This is a genomic window from Amycolatopsis thermophila (assembly GCF_030814215.1).
Taxonomy (GTDB): Bacteria; Actinomycetota; Actinomycetes; order Mycobacteriales; family Pseudonocardiaceae; genus Amycolatopsis_E; species Amycolatopsis_E thermophila.
In genome coordinates this window covers 6,734,113-6,752,814 of record NZ_JAUSUT010000001.1, presented here as the reverse complement: position 1 = coordinate 6,752,814, position 18,702 = coordinate 6,734,113, and the positions used below count along the sequence as shown (strand labels likewise).

General features: G+C 69.7%; 17 protein-coding genes and 3 pseudogenes. 11 read left to right on the top strand and 9 right to left on the bottom strand.

What is annotated here, in order from left to right:
* Positions 1–24: 24 nt before the first annotated feature.
* The 4 genes and pseudogenes from FB470_RS33065 to FB470_RS33050 all read right to left on the bottom strand — a co-directional run.
* Positions 25–195, bottom strand: a pseudogene (locus FB470_RS33065) (tetratricopeptide repeat protein); the annotation flags it as partial.
* 621 nt (positions 196–816) lie between these two features.
* Complete coding sequence (locus FB470_RS33060; RefSeq protein ID WP_306997985.1) at positions 817–2,892, bottom strand: MMPL family transporter; 2,076 nt, start codon at positions 2,890–2,892, stop codon at positions 817–819.
* Between the two features lie 95 nt (positions 2,893–2,987).
* Complete coding sequence (locus FB470_RS33055; RefSeq protein WP_306997983.1) at positions 2,988–4,820, bottom strand: multicopper oxidase family protein; 1,833 nt, start codon at positions 4,818–4,820, stop codon at positions 2,988–2,990.
* A 98-nt stretch (positions 4,821–4,918) separates the two neighbouring features.
* On the bottom strand, positions 4,919–5,317 hold the full coding sequence (locus FB470_RS33050) for a DUF6220 domain-containing protein (RefSeq protein WP_306997981.1): 399 nt from the start codon (positions 5,315–5,317) through the stop codon (positions 4,919–4,921).
* Between FB470_RS33050 and FB470_RS33045 the strand changes: the two genes are divergently transcribed.
* The gene (locus FB470_RS33045; RefSeq protein ID WP_306997979.1) at positions 5,316–6,683 is read left to right on the top strand and encodes a sensor histidine kinase; all 1,368 of its coding nucleotides are present in this window, start codon (positions 5,316–5,318) and stop codon (positions 6,681–6,683) included. The genes FB470_RS33050 and FB470_RS33045 overlap by 2 nt on opposite strands.
* A gap of 8 nt (positions 6,684–6,691) precedes the next feature.
* Entirely contained in the window at positions 6,692–7,351 is a 660-nt protein-coding gene (locus FB470_RS33040; RefSeq protein WP_306999607.1) for a response regulator, read from the top strand.
* Here the strand turns inward: FB470_RS33040 and FB470_RS33035 are convergent.
* Entirely contained in the window at positions 7,335–7,700 is a 366-nt protein-coding gene (locus tag FB470_RS33035; protein WP_306997977.1) for a hypothetical protein, read from the bottom strand. The two genes, FB470_RS33040 and FB470_RS33035, sit on opposite strands and share 17 nt — an antisense overlap.
* Positions 7,701–8,168: 468 nt before the next feature.
* Between FB470_RS33035 and FB470_RS33030 the strand changes: the two genes are divergently transcribed.
* Both FB470_RS33030 and FB470_RS33025 read left to right on the top strand, forming a co-directional pair.
* A complete protein-coding gene (locus FB470_RS33030) occupies positions 8,169–8,549 on the top strand; it encodes a carboxymuconolactone decarboxylase family protein (RefSeq protein ID WP_306997975.1) in 381 nt (126 codons plus the stop codon).
* Positions 8,486–8,626: a carboxymuconolactone decarboxylase family protein gene (locus FB470_RS33025; protein WP_306999634.1), complete on the top strand. Its 141-nt coding sequence runs from the start codon at positions 8,486–8,488 to the stop codon at positions 8,624–8,626. The genes FB470_RS33030 and FB470_RS33025 overlap by 64 nt, the downstream gene beginning before the upstream one ends.
* Before the next feature lie 246 nt (positions 8,627–8,872).
* On the opposite strand, the gene FB470_RS33020 is transcribed toward FB470_RS33025, so the two are convergent.
* Together FB470_RS33020 and FB470_RS33015 are read right to left on the bottom strand one after the other, a co-directional pair.
* Complete coding sequence (locus FB470_RS33020; protein ID WP_370876632.1) at positions 8,873–10,093, bottom strand: MFS transporter; 1,221 nt, start codon at positions 10,091–10,093, stop codon at positions 8,873–8,875.
* The gene (locus FB470_RS33015) at positions 10,090–11,430 is read right to left on the bottom strand and encodes an NAD(P)-binding domain-containing protein (RefSeq protein ID WP_306997973.1); all 1,341 of its coding nucleotides are present in this window, start codon (positions 11,428–11,430) and stop codon (positions 10,090–10,092) included. Before FB470_RS33015 ends, FB470_RS33020 begins: the two co-directional genes overlap by 4 nt.
* Positions 11,431–11,505: 75 nt before the next feature.
* Here FB470_RS33015 and FB470_RS33010 point away from each other — a divergent pair, with 75 nt between their 5' ends.
* The 4 genes and pseudogenes from FB470_RS33010 to FB470_RS32995 all read left to right on the top strand — a co-directional run.
* Complete coding sequence (locus FB470_RS33010) at positions 11,506–12,378, top strand: helix-turn-helix domain-containing GNAT family N-acetyltransferase (RefSeq protein WP_306997971.1); 873 nt, start codon at positions 11,506–11,508, stop codon at positions 12,376–12,378.
* 145 nt (positions 12,379–12,523) lie between these two features.
* The gene (locus FB470_RS33005; protein ID WP_306997969.1) at positions 12,524–13,087 is read left to right on the top strand and encodes a dihydrofolate reductase family protein; all 564 of its coding nucleotides are present in this window, start codon (positions 12,524–12,526) and stop codon (positions 13,085–13,087) included.
* Between the two features lie 94 nt (positions 13,088–13,181).
* On the top strand, positions 13,182–13,313 hold the full coding sequence (locus FB470_RS33000) for a hypothetical protein (protein WP_306999632.1): 132 nt from the start codon (positions 13,182–13,184) through the stop codon (positions 13,311–13,313).
* Positions 13,310–13,384, top strand: a pseudogene (locus tag FB470_RS32995) (hypothetical protein); the annotation flags it as partial. The gene FB470_RS33000 and the pseudogene FB470_RS32995, both read left to right, overlap by 4 nt.
* Before the next feature lie 99 nt (positions 13,385–13,483).
* Here the strand turns inward: FB470_RS32995 and FB470_RS32990 are convergent.
* Positions 13,484–14,101, bottom strand: a complete 618-nt coding sequence (locus FB470_RS32990) for a TetR/AcrR family transcriptional regulator (protein ID WP_306997967.1) — start codon at positions 14,099–14,101, stop codon at positions 13,484–13,486.
* A 157-nt stretch (positions 14,102–14,258) separates the two neighbouring features.
* Here FB470_RS32990 and FB470_RS32985 point away from each other — a divergent pair, with 157 nt between their 5' ends.
* The 3 genes and pseudogenes from FB470_RS32985 (at position 14,259) to FB470_RS32975 (ending at position 17,661) form a co-directional block, all read left to right on the top strand.
* Positions 14,259–15,791, top strand: coding sequence for an acyl-CoA synthetase (locus FB470_RS32985; RefSeq protein ID WP_306997965.1), 1,533 nt, complete (start codon positions 14,259–14,261; stop codon positions 15,789–15,791).
* Positions 15,792–15,833: 42 nt separating this feature from the next.
* Entirely contained in the window at positions 15,834–16,826 is a 993-nt protein-coding gene (locus FB470_RS32980; RefSeq protein WP_306997963.1) for an LLM class flavin-dependent oxidoreductase, read from the top strand.
* A 79-nt stretch (positions 16,827–16,905) separates the two neighbouring features.
* Positions 16,906–17,661, top strand: a pseudogene (locus tag FB470_RS32975) (SDR family NAD(P)-dependent oxidoreductase).
* Positions 17,662–17,859: 198 nt separating this feature from the next.
* Here FB470_RS32975 and FB470_RS32970 read toward each other — a convergent pair.
* Positions 17,860–18,534 (bottom strand): TetR/AcrR family transcriptional regulator, encoded by a 675-nt coding sequence (locus FB470_RS32970; protein ID WP_306997961.1) that lies wholly within the window; start codon positions 18,532–18,534, stop codon positions 17,860–17,862.
* Positions 18,535–18,702: the final 168 nt, after the last annotated feature.

The following is an 18,702-nucleotide window of genomic DNA, read 5'->3' as shown; positions in this document are numbered from 1 at the left end:
CCTCGCGGCGCGGGGAACGCCGTCTCACAACAGGGCCGACGCCAGGTTCCGCCGCGCCGCCGCGCCGCGGTCGTCGGCCGGGTCGAACAGGTCGAACAGGCCCACCAGGTGCTCGCGGACGCGGTTTCGGTCCGGGCCCGCCGTGCGGCGCACGGCCTCGACGAGCCGGGAGAAGCCGTCCTCGACCTTGCCGGCAAGGACGTGCTTCTCGTCTATGCTCGCTGCGCCGCCGTGGCGGCGAAGCCGCGCGCCAGCGCGGCTTCCTCTGGTGGGTATCCCGGTGAGCCGGGCGCGCGAAGCGGAAGCTGGTAACCGCCTGCTGGCGGCTGGCTGGGAGCGGCCGCAGCCACTGACCGCACGTGGGAAGCCTTCTGCCGGTCGGCGTCGGGGTTGAGCGTGGCGCAGCGGGAGGCGATCGCTGTTGAGATTCTGGGGGTGTCTCGGCTGCTGCGGCGGGCGGGGGGAGAGAGAACCTGAACCGGTTGACGCGGATCGCGCAGGCGCAGGGCAGCGTGCCGGCGGAGGTGCCGGCCGCGGCGGAGGTGTCCGCCGGGCCTCGCCCCCCGCCTGTTTCAGCGGCCTTGTAACCCTGTGACAGGAGATTAGTGTGGGGAACTGCTGTCACACCTGGTGTCACTCGAGTGTCACAGCTGTTTTCCCAGGTCAACTGGCCTTTAGTGAGAGAGTGACAGAAGTGACCGGTGCGCCGGATGATCTCGGTCAGGGGCGGTTCGGCGGCACTGAGCGAGGACAGGACCGTGCGACAGAGTGCGGGAACCCGCCCGAGGGTTGCCCGCACTCGGTCTCGTGTGAGTGTCAGACCCTGGCCTCTTCGGTGCTGGCTTGCGCGGCCGGGGTCGGCTTCGGTGTCCGACGGCCTGGCATCCACCAGTTGGTCTTGCCGCACAGTTCCATCACCGCGGGGACGAGGATCATCCGGACTATGGTGGCGTCGATGAGCACGGCGACGGCCATGCCCAGGCCTCCCTGTTTGACCGCGATGTCGGGGCCGAGCAGGGAGGTGGTGAAGACGGCGAACATGATGGCGGCCGCCGCGGTGATGACCTTGGCGGTCCGCGCGAGCCCTCGGGCGACGGCCGTGCGGGTGTCGCCGGTTCGTTCGTACTCCTCGCGGACCCGTGCGGTCAGGAAGACCTGGTAGTCCATGGACAGGCCGAACAGGACCGGGAACATCATCATCGGGACCCAGGTCGTGACTGGCATGGCGGTGGGGAACCCGAGTGTGGGGCCGAGCCATCCCCACTGTACGACCGCGACGATCACACCGTAGGCGGCGCCGATGGACAGCAGGTTCATCACGGCGGCCTGCAGGGCGATCGTGACCGACCGGACGAGCGCGATCAGCAGGACCATGGAGATCGCGATGACGACCGCGATCATCAGGGGCAGGCGCGAGCCGGTCTCGTCAGCGAGATCGATGGTGGCGGCGTTCGGTCCGCCGACGAGGACCTGTTGGCCGCCGGGTGCGTTGGGCAACACGGTGTCGCGGAGCCTGTGCACCAGGTTCGCGGTTGCCTCGTCCTGGTACCCGGTCGTGGGGAAGGCGGTGAAGGTGACGGCGTGCCCGTCCTCGCTGACCCGGGGTGGCGTAGCGGACGCGATGCCCTCGGTCATGCTCACCGCGTCGACGACCGGCCGCAGATCGGCGTAGGTGGAGTCGACCCGGGTGGCGAAGATCAGGGGCGCACCGTAGCCGGGCCCGAAGCCCTCGGAGAGGATCTCGTAGGAGATGTAGCTGCTCCTGTCGCGGGGCTGGACACTGGCGTCGGGCTGGCTGAGCCGCATCGACAGCATGGGAGCGGCCAGCAGCAGGAGAACCGCGCCGGCCAGCGCCGCGGCGACCAGCGGCTTGCGCTGCACCACGCCGGCCCACCGCTCGGCGAGGGTGCGGCGAGGCTGGGTCGGAGCACTGCCCGGCTGATACCGGCGGGACGTACGACGGGGTAGGCGCAACGAGTTGATCTTGTAGCCGATGAAGCCCAGGAACGCGGGCAGCAGCGTCACTGCGGCGATCATCGTCACCAGCACGATCACGGACGTGGCGACGGCCACCCCGGTCATCAGCCGCTGCCCCATGACGACCAGGCCCAGCAACGCGATCACGACGGTCGTGCCGGCGAACAGCACCGCGCGACCGGCGGTGGTGATAGCCGCGACCGTGGCGCTCTCGGGCGCATCGCCATCCTGCAGGCTGTCCTTGTAGCGGGTCACGATGAACAGCGCGTAGTCGATGCCGACACCGAGCCCGATCATCGCGCCGAAGATCACTGTGAAGTCCGGGCCGGGAACCACGTGTCCGACCAGCTTCATCAGCGCGAGGCCGCCAACGATTGCCAGGATGGCGGTCACGATCGGCAAGCCCATTGCCACCAGGGATCCGAAGGCGATGAACAAGATCACTGCTGCTGCCAGGATGCCCACGCTCTCGGCCGAACCCTGCGGGGGCGTCTCGGCCTTTTCCGCCATGTACCCGCCCAGCCCCAGGGTGACGCTGTCGTCGGAGGCGCCCTTGACCATGTCCACCAAAGGCTTGACCTCGGCCTTGTCCGCGGTTTTGTCGCTCAGGGGGATGGTCGTACGGGCGATGCGGCGATCCTCGGTCACCAGGTTCTTGTCCTGGTACGGTGAAATCACCGGTCCGGTGATGGATGAGGCGGCGAGGTCGGCGATGATCTTCTCGATCTTCTGCCGAACGGCGGGATCGTCGATTCCGCTTTCTGCCTTGATCGCGAGGGTCAGCGTATCCCCTTGCTGCTGCGGGAAGTGCTGCTCGAGCAGCTCCTGTGCCTTGGCGGACTCGGCGTCTCCGCCGGTGAAGTCGTTGTCCGCGGCCGCGCCGTACCCGAAGCCGACCACGGCCACCGCGATCACGCCGACGATCCAGGTCAGCAGGACCAGACGGCGGCGCCGGTAACAGAACCGCGCCAGTCTCGCCAGCGCTCCACCAGCATTGGAGGTCTCGGTTCTCAATGCTCCTCCTCGTGTCCTTCTTCGTGAGTTCCGGTGATGCCGTCGTAGCGGAGCCGCAGCATCATTCCCTGATGCATGTGGGGCAGGTTGTGGCAGTGGTTCATCCAGATCCCGGGATTCGTGGCCTGGAACACGACTTCCCACACCTCTCCCGGACGAACATCGAAACTGTCCATCCACAGTGGACTACCAGTTGCCGGGACCCCGTCCTTGGACAGGATCAGCACGGGATGGCCGTGAAGGTGCCAGGGGTGGGTCTCCAGGCTTCGGTTGACCACGGTGAACCGGACGACGTCGCCCTCCGCGACGAGCTGGTCGGGGATCGACGGGTGAGCATGACCGTTGACGGTCTGCGCGTACGCCGGCGAGCCGTCCACCATGGCCACCCCACGGTCCAGGACCATGGTGAAGTGCCGGTCGGCATCATCGGGGTCGAACGGCACGGCGGCCGGGGTTCCGTACCGCAGCAGGTCGAGCTCCGGCCAGTCGGCGGGGTCCGCGATGGACCGATCGGGTGGACTGCCGGGCGGGCGCAGCCACAGGCCGCCGTCGCGGTCGTTGTCGAGCACGAGCACCACGGGCGTGTCCGGCATGGTGAACACCAGGTCGTATCGCCCGCCCGCGGCCAGGCGTAGTGCCACGCCAGTGACCTCACCGGGCTGGTTGAGGTCTCGGCCGTCGACCGCGGCCACCCGGAACGGTGTGCCGGCCAGTGCGAACCGGTGCGGGTCCGAATCGGTGTTGATCAACCGCAGCCGCACCGGTCTGCCGGCTGGTGCGGTGTGCTCGGTGCGCCCGTCTTGGTCGGCGATCACCACGGTGCCGTCGAACGTGTGCACGGGCAGCGTCAGATTCAGTTGTTCCGCGGCGGCGTCGCGGGGTGTCACGACGAGGGGCCCGTACAGGCCTCGACGCACGCCCTCGTGAGACGCGTGGTGGGTGTGGTACCAGTAGGTCCCCACCTGGTCGGCGCGGAACCGGTAGACGAAGTCCGCACCAGGTGCCACGACGTCCTGGGTCACGCCCGGCACACCGTCCTCACCACACGGCACGTCGTAGCCATGCCAGTGCAGGGTCACACCCTCGGCGATGTCGGCATTACGCAGCCGCACTTCGACGAGATCGCCCTGGGTCGCGGTGATCGCCGGGCCCGGTAGCTCGCCGTCGAAGGTCCACGCGTCGACCACACGTCCGGACGGGAGGCGGACGGTGGCCGTTCGCGCGGTCAGCACGTGCTGTCGGAGAGTGCCGCCCGGTGCCGGTGCGCCTGCGCCTCGCAGTTCGGTCACCGGCACGCTGGCCCGTAGCGACGGCCCGGGACCGCCGCCGGTGGTCACCGGTTCGGGTGGCAGGAACGACAGGCCGACGCCGGTACCGGCGGTGCTCGCCACGATCGCCCCACCGGTCAGACCGATGAAGCGGCGGCGCGAGATCCCGGGGTGATCGGGCGTGTTCTCGACCGGCGTCGCGAGCACACGCCGGGTCAGCAACGCTCCGGCATACACCAGGGAGATCGCGATCAGCGCCGCGCTCCAGGTCAGCGGGTACCCGACCACGAAGGTCACCACGAGACCGGCCAGCGCCGCGTAGGCCGCGGTGAGCAGGACGACGACGCTGGTCGCCGGCCGGGCCTCGCCGGGCGCCCGCCTCGCCGCCAGCAGTCGCGGGCCGGCGACCAGTCCGGCCACTAGCCCGGCGATCGCTTGCATCGGCAGCACCAGCAGCGCTTTCTCCTGCCCGAACCACCAGCCCCGGCTGGTCAGCACCACCACCGTGGCCACCCGGGTGAGCGTCACCAGCAGGGCCGCCACCAGGAGTGCGAGCGCCACCCGGGTGCGCCGGCGGGCCGCTGCGATACCGGCACCGAGCCACGTGGCAATGCTCAGCAGCGCAACCGCATGGTCCAGGAGGATCAATCGACCCGTTGTCATGACACCGGCACGGCAGACACCGGCAGCGCGCGCGCCTGCTGGATGACCGTCCTGATCACCGCCACGATGACCAGGGCGTTGACCGCGTGCAGACCGAAGACGATCGGCCCGCCGGTGTCGCCGAACGCCTTGGCGATGGCACTGATCACGCCCTGGACGGCCGCCAGCCCGGCGACCAGCCCAGTCATCCCGATGAGTCGTCCGGGCATCCGGGCTATCGCGGCCACGATCGTCAACACGAGCGCGAACAGGACGATCCCGTACCCCAACGCCCGGTGCGGCCGGAAGGACTCGTCGACCGGCGCCGGGTCGAACGCACCGCTCGCGGCCAGGAAGAACTGTGCTACTACGGCCAACATCAGCAACATCGCCAGGCCGGTGAACGCTTTACGCATGACGATGATCGTCGCGTCGTCGAGGCAACGTTCGCCTCGGACAGCGGATGGCAGCGGTTACGCAATTCCGCGTAGCCGACCGGGGCCCGGCTACGCCCGTCGACGTAGGCGGTCGCGCTTCCGGGCGGAGGGTGTCCGCGGTGGGCAACCGTATGATCGCGACATGAACCACCGCGCGGCATCACCACGCCTGCCCGCACGGGTGCAGGACGTGTTGCTCGCGCTGTTCCTCACCGCGATGCAGGTCCAGGGCACCCTGGTCCGGGGTGTCGAGGGAGCCGAGCGGCCCCTGGCTGACTTCGGACACCTGGGCTACATCCTGCTGATCGTGAGTGGGTTGGCCGTCGCCGCCCGTCGCAAGTGGCCGGTGCCGGTGTTCGTCGCCGTCGCGCTCGTCAGCCTGGTCTACTACGGCCTCGACTTCCCGGACGGGCCCGGATGGCTCGGGCTGCTCGTCGCCCTGTACACCCTCGCCGCGTACGGCGACGGGCGCCGGTCGCTGGTGACCGCCGGCGTGGGGATCACGGTGCTCGCCACCGGCTGGCTGGTCGCCGCGGCCGACGTCGAGCCCCGCGCCGCGATCGGCTGGGTGTTCTTCCGGATCGGTGTGTCGGTCATGAGCACGGCCCTTGGTGAGTCCGTCCGATCGAGACGGGTCATCGCGGCTGAAGCCCAGGCGCGAGCCGAACTCGCCGAACGCACTCGCGAGGAGGTCGCGCGGGCACGAGCCGACGCCGAACGCCTCCGCATCGCACGCGAGGTCCACGACACCGTCGCCCACGCCATCGCGATCATCAACGTCCAGTCCGGAGTCACCGCGCACGTGCTCGACAAGAAGCCGGAACGCGCCCGCGAGGCACTGCGCACCATCGAGCAGACCAGTTCCCGGGCACTGCAGGAGATGCGGACCATCCTCGGAGTACTCCGCGACGACAGCGATGGAAACGCGCCTACTCCCGGCCTGGCGCAGCTCGACGAACTCACCACCAAAGCACGCGACGCCGGACTCGACATCCAACTCGAGCAGGCCTCGCCCGCGGCGCCGTTGCCGAGCGCCGTGGAGAGCGCCGCCTACCGGATCGTTCAGGAATCGATCACCAACGTGATCCGCCACGTCGGTCCGACCCGCGTGACGGTGGTGCTCACCCCCGGGATCGACGCCCTGCAGATCCGCGTGACTGACGACGGCCGCCGAGTACCAGCCCAGCAGCCGACGAGTAACGGCGCCAATCCCGGCCGCGGGATCCTGGGCATGCGCGAGCGTTGCCAACTGCTCGGTGGAGACCTCAACGCCGGACCACAGCCGGGCGGCGGGTTCGAAGTCAGGGCACACCTGCCCCTCGCGCCGACCGGACCACGCCCGTGAACGCTCCGATCAAGGTGCTGCTCGCCGACGACGAGGGACTCGTGCGATCCGGGTTCAAGGTCCTACTCGACCTCGAAGACGACATCACCGTGGTGGGCGAAGCCACCAACGGCGCCGAGGCCGTCTTGCAGGCCCGCCTCACCCGCCCCGACGTCGTCCTCATGGACATCCGCATGCCCAAAATGGACGGCATCCAAGCCACCACCCGGATCGCCGAGACCAACGGGCTGGAGCAGGTCCGAGTCCTCATCCTCACCACCTACGACACCGACGACAACGTCGTCGAGGCACTGCAGGCCGGCGCGAGCGGCTTCCTGCTCAAGGACGCCGGCCCGGCCGAGCTCCTCCACGCCATCCGGGTGATCGCCGCCGGAGAAGCACTGCTCGCCCCGCGGATCACCCGCCGCCTCATCAGCCAGTTCACCGCGCACCGCACAGCCACCCAGGCCGCGGAGGACCGACTCGCGGTGCTGACCGAACGCGAACGCCAGGTACTCACCCTGGTGGGACAGGGCCTGAGCAACGACGAAATCGGCACCGCATTGTTCCTCAGCCCAGCCACCGCACGCACCCACGTCAGCCACGCCATGGCGAAACTCGGTGCGCGCGACCGTGCCCAACTGGTCGTCATCGCCTACCAAACAGGACTGGTCAGCCCACACACGTGACCTTGCGCTGAGTAACCGCGGACTCAATCGCGTCGACGGGAGCGACGTCCTCCCCAGTCAGTCCGAAGGTCCAGGTCACGGTGGTGCGGCCCCTGGTCGAGTACCCGTCGGGAGGGGCGGAGGGGCCAGGCTTGGTGCGATAGCCGCAGTGCGGGTCGGGAAACCACTGGTAGTCGTCCTTGTGCGCGACGATGCCGGTGACACCGGTCCGGGGGCGGCCGTGCCGGTCAGCGCGCAGTACCTCGACGCCGTCGTAGTCCAGCTCCACGGCATAGCGCCACAACAGGGCGTCGCGCCGGTGCTCGGGCAGGTCATCCAGCGACATCGCGACAACGGAATGCTCGTCCACGCGCGCATTCTCGGCGTCGTGGGCGACATTTCCCGGCCTCAGGTGGTCAGTCGAGTTCGGCTGGAGGCAGGTCGCGTGGGAAGTCGCCGTTGTTGAGCTGCGGGCGGCGGCGCGCTGGGCTCGCTCCGCGCCGTTGCTCACCGCGGTGCTGGACAGCGGCATCGGCGGGGGGACCGGCCGGGGAGCGGGCGCGGCGGAGGTCTCGGCCCGTGCCGCCTCCAGCACCGCCTACCCGGCGGCGAGGGCGAGCGCGGCGAGGGTGGTCCAGCAGGCCTGTCGGTGAAGACCGGAAGCAGCGGAGCGAAGCGGTGCCACGCCCGCACCGTAGCGAGGACGGGCCGTCCGGATGTCGCGGAAGGATCTTGAAAGATCCCCGGGGAAGGTTTGAAGCGGCGAAGGGGGCCGTGATGGTCACATCCGTCGGCCGGCGTCCGTCAGGGCAGTGTCACCGACTTGACGGAGGAAAACATGACTACGCGGATGAAGAACCCGGCCTACGTGCTGCCCGAGGGGATGAAGGGCATCGGCGGGCTGCTGAAGGCCATCGAAGGCAGCGGGCTGTCCGCCGCCGTGCGTGCGTTCGCCGGGCTGCGGGTGAGCCAGATCAACGGCTGCTCCGCCTGTGTGCACGGGCACGTCGAGGAGGCCCGCAAAGCGGGGAGAGCGACGAGCGCATCTTCAACGTCTCGGCCTGGCGGGAGGCCCCGTTCTACACCGGCGCCGAGCGGGCCGCCCTGGCGCTGGCCGAAACCGCGACGCGCCTGGCGGACCGCACCGGGGACGGCGTGCCGGACGAGATCTGGGACGACGCCGCGGACCACTTCGACGAGCGGCAGTTGTCCGGGCTGATCCTGACGATCGCGTTGACGAACCTGTTCAACCGCATCAACGTGACGATCAAGGAGCCCGCCGGTACCCGGTGGTGACGACCGGAGGTCCGGCACCGCGCGGTGCCGGACCTCCACCTCGTCCCGCGAACGGCGCCCTGCCGGACACGGCGAGGGGAATCGTGGTCGGCGCAACCCGGTCGACCGGGAAATGCCCGGCGGAGTTGGCCGCGCCGACGACCACGACGCGCTGCCCGGGCGAAGGGGCTGGGCTCGCGGTATTCGCCGGAGTGCAGGACGGTAAGCACAGGCATGACGAAGCCCTTTCAGTACCACGAAACGTGGCTACCGGGTGATCCGGCGGGGGATGCTCGCCAGGGAGATCACCACGGCCGCCACAGCAACGAGAGCCAGCACGAGGAAGGTGTTCGAGTAGCCGCTGAGCCCGTCGGCGATCGCGGCGCCCGCCCACGGGGCGAGCGACACCGTGATCGTCAAGGGAGCGGACAGCAGCCCGGTGAGCCGTCCATAATGGACCGCGCCCCAGCGGTCGGTGATCGCGGTGGCCTGCAACAGCGTGAACACGCCGCGGGCGATCCCGGCGACCACGGCGGCGATCACGAGTGCGGGTGCGGTGGTCAGCAGGCCCAGGACCGCTGTGGTGGCCGCGACCGCGGCGAGGATGATCGCTGTGCGGACCCGGACGCTCGTGTGACGGCTGAAGGTCGTGTAGCCGAGGCGGCCCAGCACCTGGCCGGCCCCGCCGAGTCCGAGCGCGACGGCGGCGGCGCCGGGACTGAGGCCGCGCTCGGTGAGCAGCGGCACCAGGTTGATCACCACCGCGAACGCCGCGAACGCCGACAAGCTCAACGCCAGCACCAGTGCCACGAACGCGCGGCTGCGCGCGATGCGTCCCGGACCGGTCTGCTCCACCTGCGCGGGGTGCTCGTGCGGCTCGGGATCGGGCCAGTGCCCCCGCAACCCCCAGATGTGTCCCGGCATCGTGACCACGGCCAGTACGACGGCGAGCACGAGGTAGGTCCGCCGCCAGTCCAGGTGCGCGGCCAGCGCGGCCGTCAGCGGGGCGAACACCGTCGACGCGAGCCCGGCCGCGAGGGTGAGCACCGTCAGCGCTCCCACCCGGCGAGGCCCGTACCAGCGGGTCAGCGCCGCGAACGCCGGCGGATACAGCGTCGCGCCCATCGCCACCCCGGCCAGCAGCCAGGCCGCGACGAACCACGCGGTGTTTTGCGCGGTCGCGATCGCCACCACCGCCGGCACCGCCAGGGCCGAGCCGCCGGTCATCAGCCAGCGCGGGCCGTGCCGATCCAGCCACCGCCCCACGGGAATCCCGGCGAGCGCGGCGGCCAGCTGCCCGGCTGAGAAACCCGCGGTGATCGACGTGGACGACCACCCGGTCGACGTCGCGATGTCCGTCGCGAGGACGGGGAAGGCGTAGTAGAGCACGCCCCAGCTGGTGATCTCGGTGACGCACAAGGTCACCAGCACCCGGCGCATCCCGGCCTTCGACAGGGAGCCGGGCTGCGCGGAGGCATCGACCGTCACCGGTCTGCCGGAGGGGCGGACAGCGGAATCAGCTCCGGCTCGGCCGAACCGCCACAGCACCCGCCGGCCGAGGCGTCAGCAGCGGGCTCGTCGAACAAGCCCGCCCCGCCGCACACCCCGGTCTCGGCCAGCACCAGCTCCACGCGCGCGGCGGCTTCGTGGTCACCGGCGAGGGCGGCGGCGATCGAGCGAACCTGCTCGTAGCCGGTCATGGCGAGGAATGTCGGGGCGCGGCCGTAGCTCTTCATCCCGGCCAGGTAGACGTTCGGCTCGGGGTGGGACAGTTCCTTCGCGCCGTGGGGGTAGACGGTGCCGCAGGAGTGCACATTGGGGTCGATCAGCGGCGCGAGCGCGACCGGCGCCTGCAGGGTGGCGTCCAGCTCCAGCCGCAGCTCCGACAGCCAGGACAGGTCCGGCCGGAACCCGGTCACCACCACGACCTCGTCCACAGCCTGGATCGTGCGACCGTCCGGCGAGCGCAACACCAGCAGTCCCTGCGCGTCCCGCTCCACCGCCTCGGTCCGGAACCCGGCAACGACCTGCACCGATCCGGCATCCACGGCCTCCTTCGCGCGCAGACCCAGTGCCCCGCGCGCCGGGAGCTGGTCCGCCTCGCCGCCGCCGAACGTGCTGCCCACCGAGCCTCGACGCAGGATCCAGCTGATCCGCGTGCCGTCGCTGCGGGCGAGCTCGGTCAGGGCGACCAGCGCCGTCAAGGCGGAGTGTCCGCTGCCCGCCACCGCCACGTGCTTGCCGGCGAACCGGGCGCGCACGGCCGGGTCCTGGAGATCGGGCACCTGGTAGGTGATGCGGTCGGCGGCAGCCCGCTCGCCCAGCGCCGGGAGACCGTCGCCGCCCAGCGGGTTCGGGTTGGTCCACGTGCCCGAGGCATCGACGACCGCGCGTGCGGTGATCAGCTCCTCGCGGCCATAGCGGTGCCGGACGTGCACCGTGAGCGGCTCGGTGTCGCGACCGTGGTCGACCACGCGGTCACGACCGCGGCGCGCCACCCCGACCACCTCGGCACCGAACCGCACCCGCTCGCCCAGCGCGGCGGCCAGCGGGGCGAGGTACCGGGCCACCCAGTCCTGCCCCGTCGGGTAGCCCTCGGCCGCGGGGCGCTCCCATCCGGTCGCCTCCAGCAGGCGGCCGGCCGCGGGGTCCACCAGCTCCTTCCACTGCGAGAACAGGCGCACGTGGTTCCATTGCGCCACCGACGCGCCGGCCTGCGATCCGCGTTCGAGCACCAGCGGCTCCAGACCCCGCTCCAGCACCTCGGCGGCAGTCGCGAGCCCAATCGGTCCGGCCCCCACGACTACGACGGGCAGTTCGCTCATCCCGGCCCCTTTCATCGATCCAGCTCGATCGAGCGTCGTTGAGGCAGACTGTATCGACAGTCATCGATCGAAGCAATGATCGATTCGGGTCGATATACTCGGCTCGTGACCACGACCGCCGCGCCCCAGGCCCAGGTCCTGCCTGACGGCGAAGCCGCCACCTACGCGGGCTGGTTCGCCTGCCTGGCCGAACCCACCCGGGTGCGGCTCCTGCACGCGGTGGCCACCGCGCCGCGCGGCATCACGGTCGGTGCCCTGACGGAACTACTCGGCATCAGCCAGTCCACGTGCTCCCACCACGTGCGGAAACTCGCCGACGTCGGGTTCGTGCGGGTGCGCAAAGAAGGCACCGCCACGATCGTCACCGTCAACGCGGCCTGCTGTGCCGGCCTTCCGCAGGCCGCCGACGCGGTCATGGGTCTGCTCGCGCCGCGTCCGTGCTGCCCGGAAGGCGTCCCGGCCGACGTCACCGTCCGGGCCCTGCGCGACGACGACTGGCCCGCGGTCTGCCGCATCTACGGCGAAGGCATGGACACCGGCGTCGCTACTTTCGAAACCGCCGTCCCCAGCAGCGCCACCCTCGACGCGAAGTGGATCACCGGGCAGCGGTGGGCCGCCGAGATCGACGGCACTGTGGTCGGCTGGGCCGCCGCCACCCCGGTTTCCACTCGCGAGTGCTACTCCGGCGTCGCCGAGACATCGATCTACGTCGCGGACGGCTACCGCGGCCGCGGTATCGGCAAGGCCCTCATCCGCCGGCAAGTCATCGCCCTCGACGAGGCCGGCTACTGGACCCTGCAAACCTCCGTCTTCACCGAGAACCGCGCCAGCCTCGCCCTGCACCACTCGGCCGGCTACCGCACCATCGGCATCCGCGAACGCATCGCCCAGCGCGACGGCACCTGGCACGACACCGTCCTCCTCGAACGCCGCAACAACATCAACTGAAGGTCGATGGACGGGATGACCTTGCCCCCGTTCGCCGGACACGTTGTCGTTGCCCGGGTCTTCCTGCCCTCGCGAGCGGACTCGCGGTTTTCTGCGTCGGGCTGATCTAGACTCCCGAGACCGACGGACGGAAAGGCGTGGCGCCATGCGGAAGCTGGTCTACGGCATGAACGTGTCCCTGGACGGCTACGTCGCCGCGCCGGGCGACGACCTCGGCTGGAGCGCGCCGAGCGACGAGCTGTTTCAGTGGTGGCTCGACCAGGAGCGGGCGATCGGTCTGTTCCTGTATGGGCGCAAGCTGTGGGAGACCATGAGTTCCTACTGGCCGACCGGCGATCAGCAGCCGGGCGCCACCCCGGCGCAGGTCGAGTTCGCGCGGAACTGGCGGGATACGCCGAAGGTGGTGTTCTCTTCGACGGTCGGCAAGGTCGACTGGAACACCCGTGTGGTCACCGGCGACGCGGTCGAGGAGATCACCCGGCTCAAGGCCGAGGACGGCGAGCCGATGAGGGTCGGTGGGGCAACGCTCGCCGGCGCGGCCATGCGGGCCGGGCTCGTCGACGAGTACGAGATCGTGACCCATCCGGTGCTGCTGGGCGGCGGCACACCGGTTTTCACCGCGGTGGACGGCTGGGTGAACCTGAACCTGGTGGAGACGCGGACGTTTCAAGGCGGGGTGGTGCTGACCAGGTACGAGACGAGGCGGTGAGCGCGATGCCCCCCAATAGTCGGTCCGCTCGGTTCTCGAGTCGGGTTGTCGATGGGTGTTCAGGCGATGTCGCAGGGCCGCGGCGGAGGCGGTTGTGATCACAGCGCAGAACGCGCTGCGGATGGCCGAGGACATGAACCTGCCGATGACCGCGGCGTCCGCGGCGGCGATCTTGTTGCTGGCCCCACCGACGATGAAGCCGAGGACCACTTCAGGGCAACGTTGACCTCACAAGAGCTGCAGATCGCTCAGCCGGCCGCCTCCGGATTGACCAACCGCGAGATCGCCGACCGGATCTCCGTGTCGCACCGGATTGCGGCCGCACACCTGTACAAGGTGTTTCCGAAACTGGGAACTAGTCGGGCCCTGGTCGATCGTCCGCGCAGTGCCCGGCGGTCAGGCGAACAGGCGCGGCAGCAGGTCGCGGGCCCCCTCGCGGAGGTCGTCCAGCGCCGTTTCGGAACCGGCGAGGTGGCGCAGCAGCGCCTGCTGGAACAGCCCGTCGAACAGGGCGTAGGCCTGGGAGGGTGAGCACGTCGGGGAGATGCCGGCCAGGTCGGCGTAGGCGCAGACGACGCGCCAGATCATGTTCTGCAGGCTGCCGTCGATCTCCGCGACGTCGTCCCGGAAGGCCTCCTCGAACATCGACTGCGAGCGCAGGTCGTACCAGAGCCGGTGCATCAGTGGCGCTTCGGCGAGTGTGGCGGCCAGTCCGGCTCCGCAGGCGGCGGCCAGGTCGTCGACGGTGGACGCCTCGGCGAGGAGGTTCTCGTAGCGCTGCACACAGGACGTCTTGTAGCGCCGCACGCAGTACGTGATCAGCTCGATCTTGTCCGCGAAGTAGTAGTGCAGCAGCCCGTGCGAGAACTCGGTGTTGTCCGCGATCGTGCGCAGGCTGGTGCGGGCGTATCCGAAGTCGGCCAGGGTGGCCAGTGCCGCGTCCGCGAGCTCGCGGCGGCGGTCCTCGAACTTGTCGACGCGGGTTCGCCGCCGCGCGGCTGCTGAGCTGCTCACGCCATGACGATACCCATCGAGCGTTTTCCTGACCAACTGTCCAAAGAAATCTTGACAAGTGTCCAAAGATGAGAAACAGTCCTGCCAGGCTCCGACGACGGTGGCCGCACTCCCGAACCAGCCCCTTCCCGCGCCCCAGCGACCGACGGAGACAACGGTGTCCCTGACCTTCTACCTGGACAAAGGCGCTTCCCTCGATCCGGGCGCGCCCTGTCTGACGCTCGACGGGAAGTCACTGACCTACGGTGAGGTCGCCGACCTGTCGCACGCGGTTGCCAGGGCGCTGCGGCGCTCGGGTGTCGCGCCCGGGGACAAGGTGGGCATCCTTTCGGCCAACGATCCGGTCGCGTTCAGTTGCGTGTTCGGCATCGCGCGGGCGGGCGCGGTGTGGTGCCCGATCAACCCGCGCAACGCGGCGGGGGAGAACGCCGAGCTCCTCGACCTGTTCGACTGCTCGGCGCTGATCTTCCAGCCGGCTTTCGACGAACTGGTCGCCACGATCGCGCCGCGCCTGCCGAAGCTGACCGCACTCGTGCGGCTGGGCGATGGCGACGAGCTGGCGGCGGGCTTCGGTGCCTGGCTCGATGCCGCGCGCGACGATCCCTCAGCCGAAGCAGCGCCGCCCGGCGACGTCGTGGCGCTGGTCGGCACCGGAGGCACCACGGGACGTCCCAAAGGCGTCATGCTCACCGACCGCAATCTCGAGGCGATGTCGGCCATCACGCTGATGAGCTACCCGTTCGACGGGCGCCCGGTGTACCTGGCCCTGGCGCCGCTGACCCACGCGGCCGGCGTGCTGTGCTTCCCGGTGCTGGCCCGCGGGGGCGAGGTCGTGATCATGGCCGAGCCCGACGTCGGCCGGTTCCTCGAGCTCATCGAGCGCCACCGCGTCACCCACACCTTCCTGCCGCCGACGCTGATCTACATGGTCCTCGGCCACCCCGCGCTCGAGGAGACGGACCTGTCGTCGCTGCAGTGCTTCTGGTACGGCGCGGCGCCGATGTCGGCGGCCAGGCTGTCCGAGGCGCTGGACCGCATCGGGCCCATGGCGCAGCTCTTCGGCCAGTCCGAGGCGCCCATGATGATCTCGACGATGTCGCCCGCCGAGCACCGTGATGCCGACGGCGCGATCAACACCGCGCGGTTGTCCTCCGCGGGCAGGCCGTCGCCCCTGGTGACCGTCGCCATCCTCGACCAGCAGGGCCGGCCCGTCGCGCGGGGGGAGCGGGGGGAGATCTGCGTGCGCGGGTCGCTGGTGATGGCCGGCTACTACCAGAACCCGGACGCGACCGCGGAGGTCTCCGCCCACGGCTGGCACCACACCGGGGACATCGGGTTCCTCGACGAGGACGGCTACCTGCACATCGTCGACCGCGCCAAGGACATGGTCATCACCGGCGGGTTCAACGTCTACTCCGCCGAGGTCGAGCAGGCGCTGATGGCCCACGACGCCGTGCGCGACTGCGCGGTGGTCGGCCTGCCCGACGAGAAGTGGGGCGAACGGGTCACCGCGGTGGTCCAGCCCCAGCCCGGCGCGGAGATCGACCTCGACGAGCTGATCGCCTTCGTCAAGCACCGCATCGGCAGCGTCAAGGCGCCCAAGCAGATCGAGATCTGGCCCGATCTGCCGCGCTCCACCATCGGCAAGGTCCTCAAGACCGAGATCCGTTCCCGGCTCAGCGCCCGCTGAGGTACCGACCGCCAGTTCACGCAGCCGCAAGGAGGCCGCACCGTGAAGCTCGCCCTCTACCTGCCCAACTTCCGCGAAAAGGTGACCGTCAAGGAGCTGGAGGACCTCACCGCCCTCGCCGAGGACCTCGATTTCGACTCCGTCTGGACGCTGGACCGGATCGTCGTTCCCGAGGCGTCGGACCGCCAGGAGATGCAGTACGCCTTCGGGATGATCGAGGGCTTCCCCAAGGGGCTGCCGGTGTCCTCACGGGGGCAGTGGTTCCAGGGCATGCCGCTGCTCCCGTGGCTCGCGGCGAAGACGTCCAAGGTCCGGATCGGCATGAGCGTGATCGACACGCCCTACCGCGCGCCCGGGGTGCTCGCCGCGGAGCTGGGGACCATCGACCACCTCTCGGGCGGCAGGCTCAACGTCGCGCTCGGCGCGGGCTGGATGCCCGAGGAGTTCGCCGCCTCGAGCGCCTCGCACATCTTCCCCAAGCGCAACAAGCACGTGCGCGAGACCCTCGAGGTGATCCAGGGCATCTGGAACAACGAGGTCTTCGAGTACCACGGCGAGTTCGCCGATTTCGAGCGGTGCGGGTTCGGCGCCAAGCCGCTGCAGCAGCCGCACCCGCCGATCTTCTTCAGCGGTCTGAAGGACCCCAAGCGGGCGGCGAACCGGATCGCGAAGTACGGCCTCGCCGGCTGGATCGGCATCCAGGACTCGCCCGAGGACATCCAGCGGTGGCGCGGCGAGATCCAGCGCGAGCTCGATGAGCTCGACACCGCGCGCTCGATCGACGACCTCGAGATCAGCAGCATGATCTGGTTCGTCATCACCGACCAGGACATGGACCAGACGCCCCTGGGCAAGGGCACCAACCTCCTGGCGGGCTCCGCCGCGCAGATCACCGACATGCTCAAGCGCTACCGGGAGGCCGGCATGACTATGCCGATGCTCTGGCCTCCGTTCGCGGACGTGCCGGTCACCAAGACGCTGGACGACCTCAAGCGTCTCAAGGAGGAGATCATGCCGAAGGTCGAGGCCATGTAGCCGACCGCGACGACCGAGAGCCCCATCCCGAGGTTCCGCGCCGCGGCGCCTCCCGCACAACGAAGTGAGAGGAAGACAGATGTCCGAGCTCGAGGGTAAGCGGGTCTTCGTCACCGGGTCCGGTGCCGGGATCGGCAAGGCGATCGCGAAGCTGTTCATCGAACGGGGCGCGCGGGTCGTGGTCAGCGACATCGACGCCGACGCGGCCAAACGGGCGGCCGACGAGATCGGCGCCGCGGGCGTCGCGAACTGAGACGTCACCGACGAGGGACAGGTCCAGGCCGCGATCCAGCAGACGGCCGACCTCCTCGGCGGCCTGGACGTCCTGGTGAACAACGCCGGGATCGAGATCTCCTCGCCGCTGCTGCAGCAGTCGACGGAGAGCTTCGACAGGATCTACGCGGTCAACGTGCGCGGGCCGTTCGTCGCGATGAAGGCGGCAACCCCGCACCTGGTGGCGTCCAAGGGGAACGTCGTCAACATCGCCTCCATCGCCGGCATCGGCGGCAGCCCGCTGCTCGGCTCGTACTGCGCGACGAAGGCGGCGCTGATCCAGCTCACCCGGGTCGCGGCGGTGGAGATGCGGCCGGCGGGCGTGCGGGTCAACGCGGTCTGTCCGGGTTTCGCCGACACCGCCATGGTCGAACGGCTGGTGCCGGACTTCGAGGCGGCGACCCAGATCCCCTTCGGCGATCTCGTCGCGATGAAGCAGGGCAGGCTCGGCACCCCCGAGGACATCGCCGAGGTGGCGGCCTTCCTCGCCTCCGACCGGGCGACGTGGATCACCGGTAGCCACTACGTCCTCGACGGCGGGCTCACCGCGTCGCTCGTCTGAACGCCACCTGCTGGCGGGCCTGCGCGGCGGGCCCGCCAGCCGGCCCCGCACACGGTCTTGCGATGGGCGGCGGCGGTGGCGATCAGGGCGTCGGGCGGGTCCGGCGTGATCGACCGGCGCGGTCCAGGTCACCGGGACGTCGGAACTGCAGCGCGCCGCGCCGGCGATATCCCGCCGCACCGGTGACCGCGGGCGGAGTCAGCGCGTCGTCAGGTAGCTGACGAGCATGTCGGCGAGCATGCGCCGGTGGTGGTCGCGGAAGGCGGGGTCGAGCATGTCGCGGTCGAAGATGGCGTTGAACGTGTGGCGGTTCGCGGTGCGGAAGACGCAGAACGCGCTGATGGCCATGTGCACGTCGAGCGCGTCGACGTCGTCGCGGAACTGACCGGTTTCGCGGCCGCGCGCGAGGATGCGGGTGAGCACGTCGAGCGCGGGGTTGGCCAGGTTGGACAGCGCGTTCGACCGGGCGATGTGCTCGGCGCGGTGGATGTTCTCGATGCTGACCAGCCGCACGAAGTCCGGGTGCGACTCGTGGTGGTCGAACGTCAGCCCGGCGAGCTGCCGGATCGCCTCGGCCGGGTCGAGGTGGTCGACGTCGAGGTTCTGCTCGAGGGACCGGATGACCGTGTAGGCCCGTTCGAGCACCTCGACGAACAACTGGTCCTTGTTGGTGAAGTAGTAGTAGATCATCCGCTTCGTGGTGCGGGTCTTCGCGGCGATCTCGTCCACCCGGGCGCCGTCGAAGCCCTTCTCGGCGAATTCGCGGGCGGCCATGTCGAGGATCTCGGCACGGGTCCGGTCGGCGTCACGAATGCGTTCGGGGGTGCCCTTCGTGACGACGTTCGACACCTCGTCCGGCGATGGTGCTGCCACGTACATCCTTCCCCGCGTCGGCTGATGGGGCCCACTCTAGGACGTCGTCGCGGATCGAAGCCCCGGCACCGCTCCAGCTAACGTACTGGTTCGTACCTTAGGGGAAGGGGTTGACATCGTCCATGTCGTCGACCACGATCCCCAACTAACTAACCGGTACGTTCAACG

Coding starts and splice junctions, on each gene's coding strand:
- FB470_RS33045 (WP_306997979.1), top strand. CDS start 5,316: ATGACGATGATCGTCGCGTCGTCGAGGCAACGTTCGCCTCGGACAGCG.
- FB470_RS33050 (WP_306997981.1), bottom strand. CDS start 5,317: ATGCGTAAAGCGTTCACCGGCCTGGCGATGTTGCTGATGTTGGCCGTA.
- FB470_RS33030 (WP_306997975.1), top strand. CDS start 8,169: ATGACTACGCGGATGAAGAACCCGGCCTACGTGCTGCCCGAGGGGATG.
- FB470_RS33015 (WP_306997973.1), bottom strand. CDS start 11,430: ATGAGCGAACTGCCCGTCGTAGTCGTGGGGGCCGGACCGATTGGGCTC.
- FB470_RS33010 (WP_306997971.1), top strand. CDS start 11,506: ATGATCGATTCGGGTCGATATACTCGGCTCGTGACCACGACCGCCGCG.
- FB470_RS33005 (WP_306997969.1), top strand. CDS start 12,524: ATGCGGAAGCTGGTCTACGGCATGAACGTGTCCCTGGACGGCTACGTC.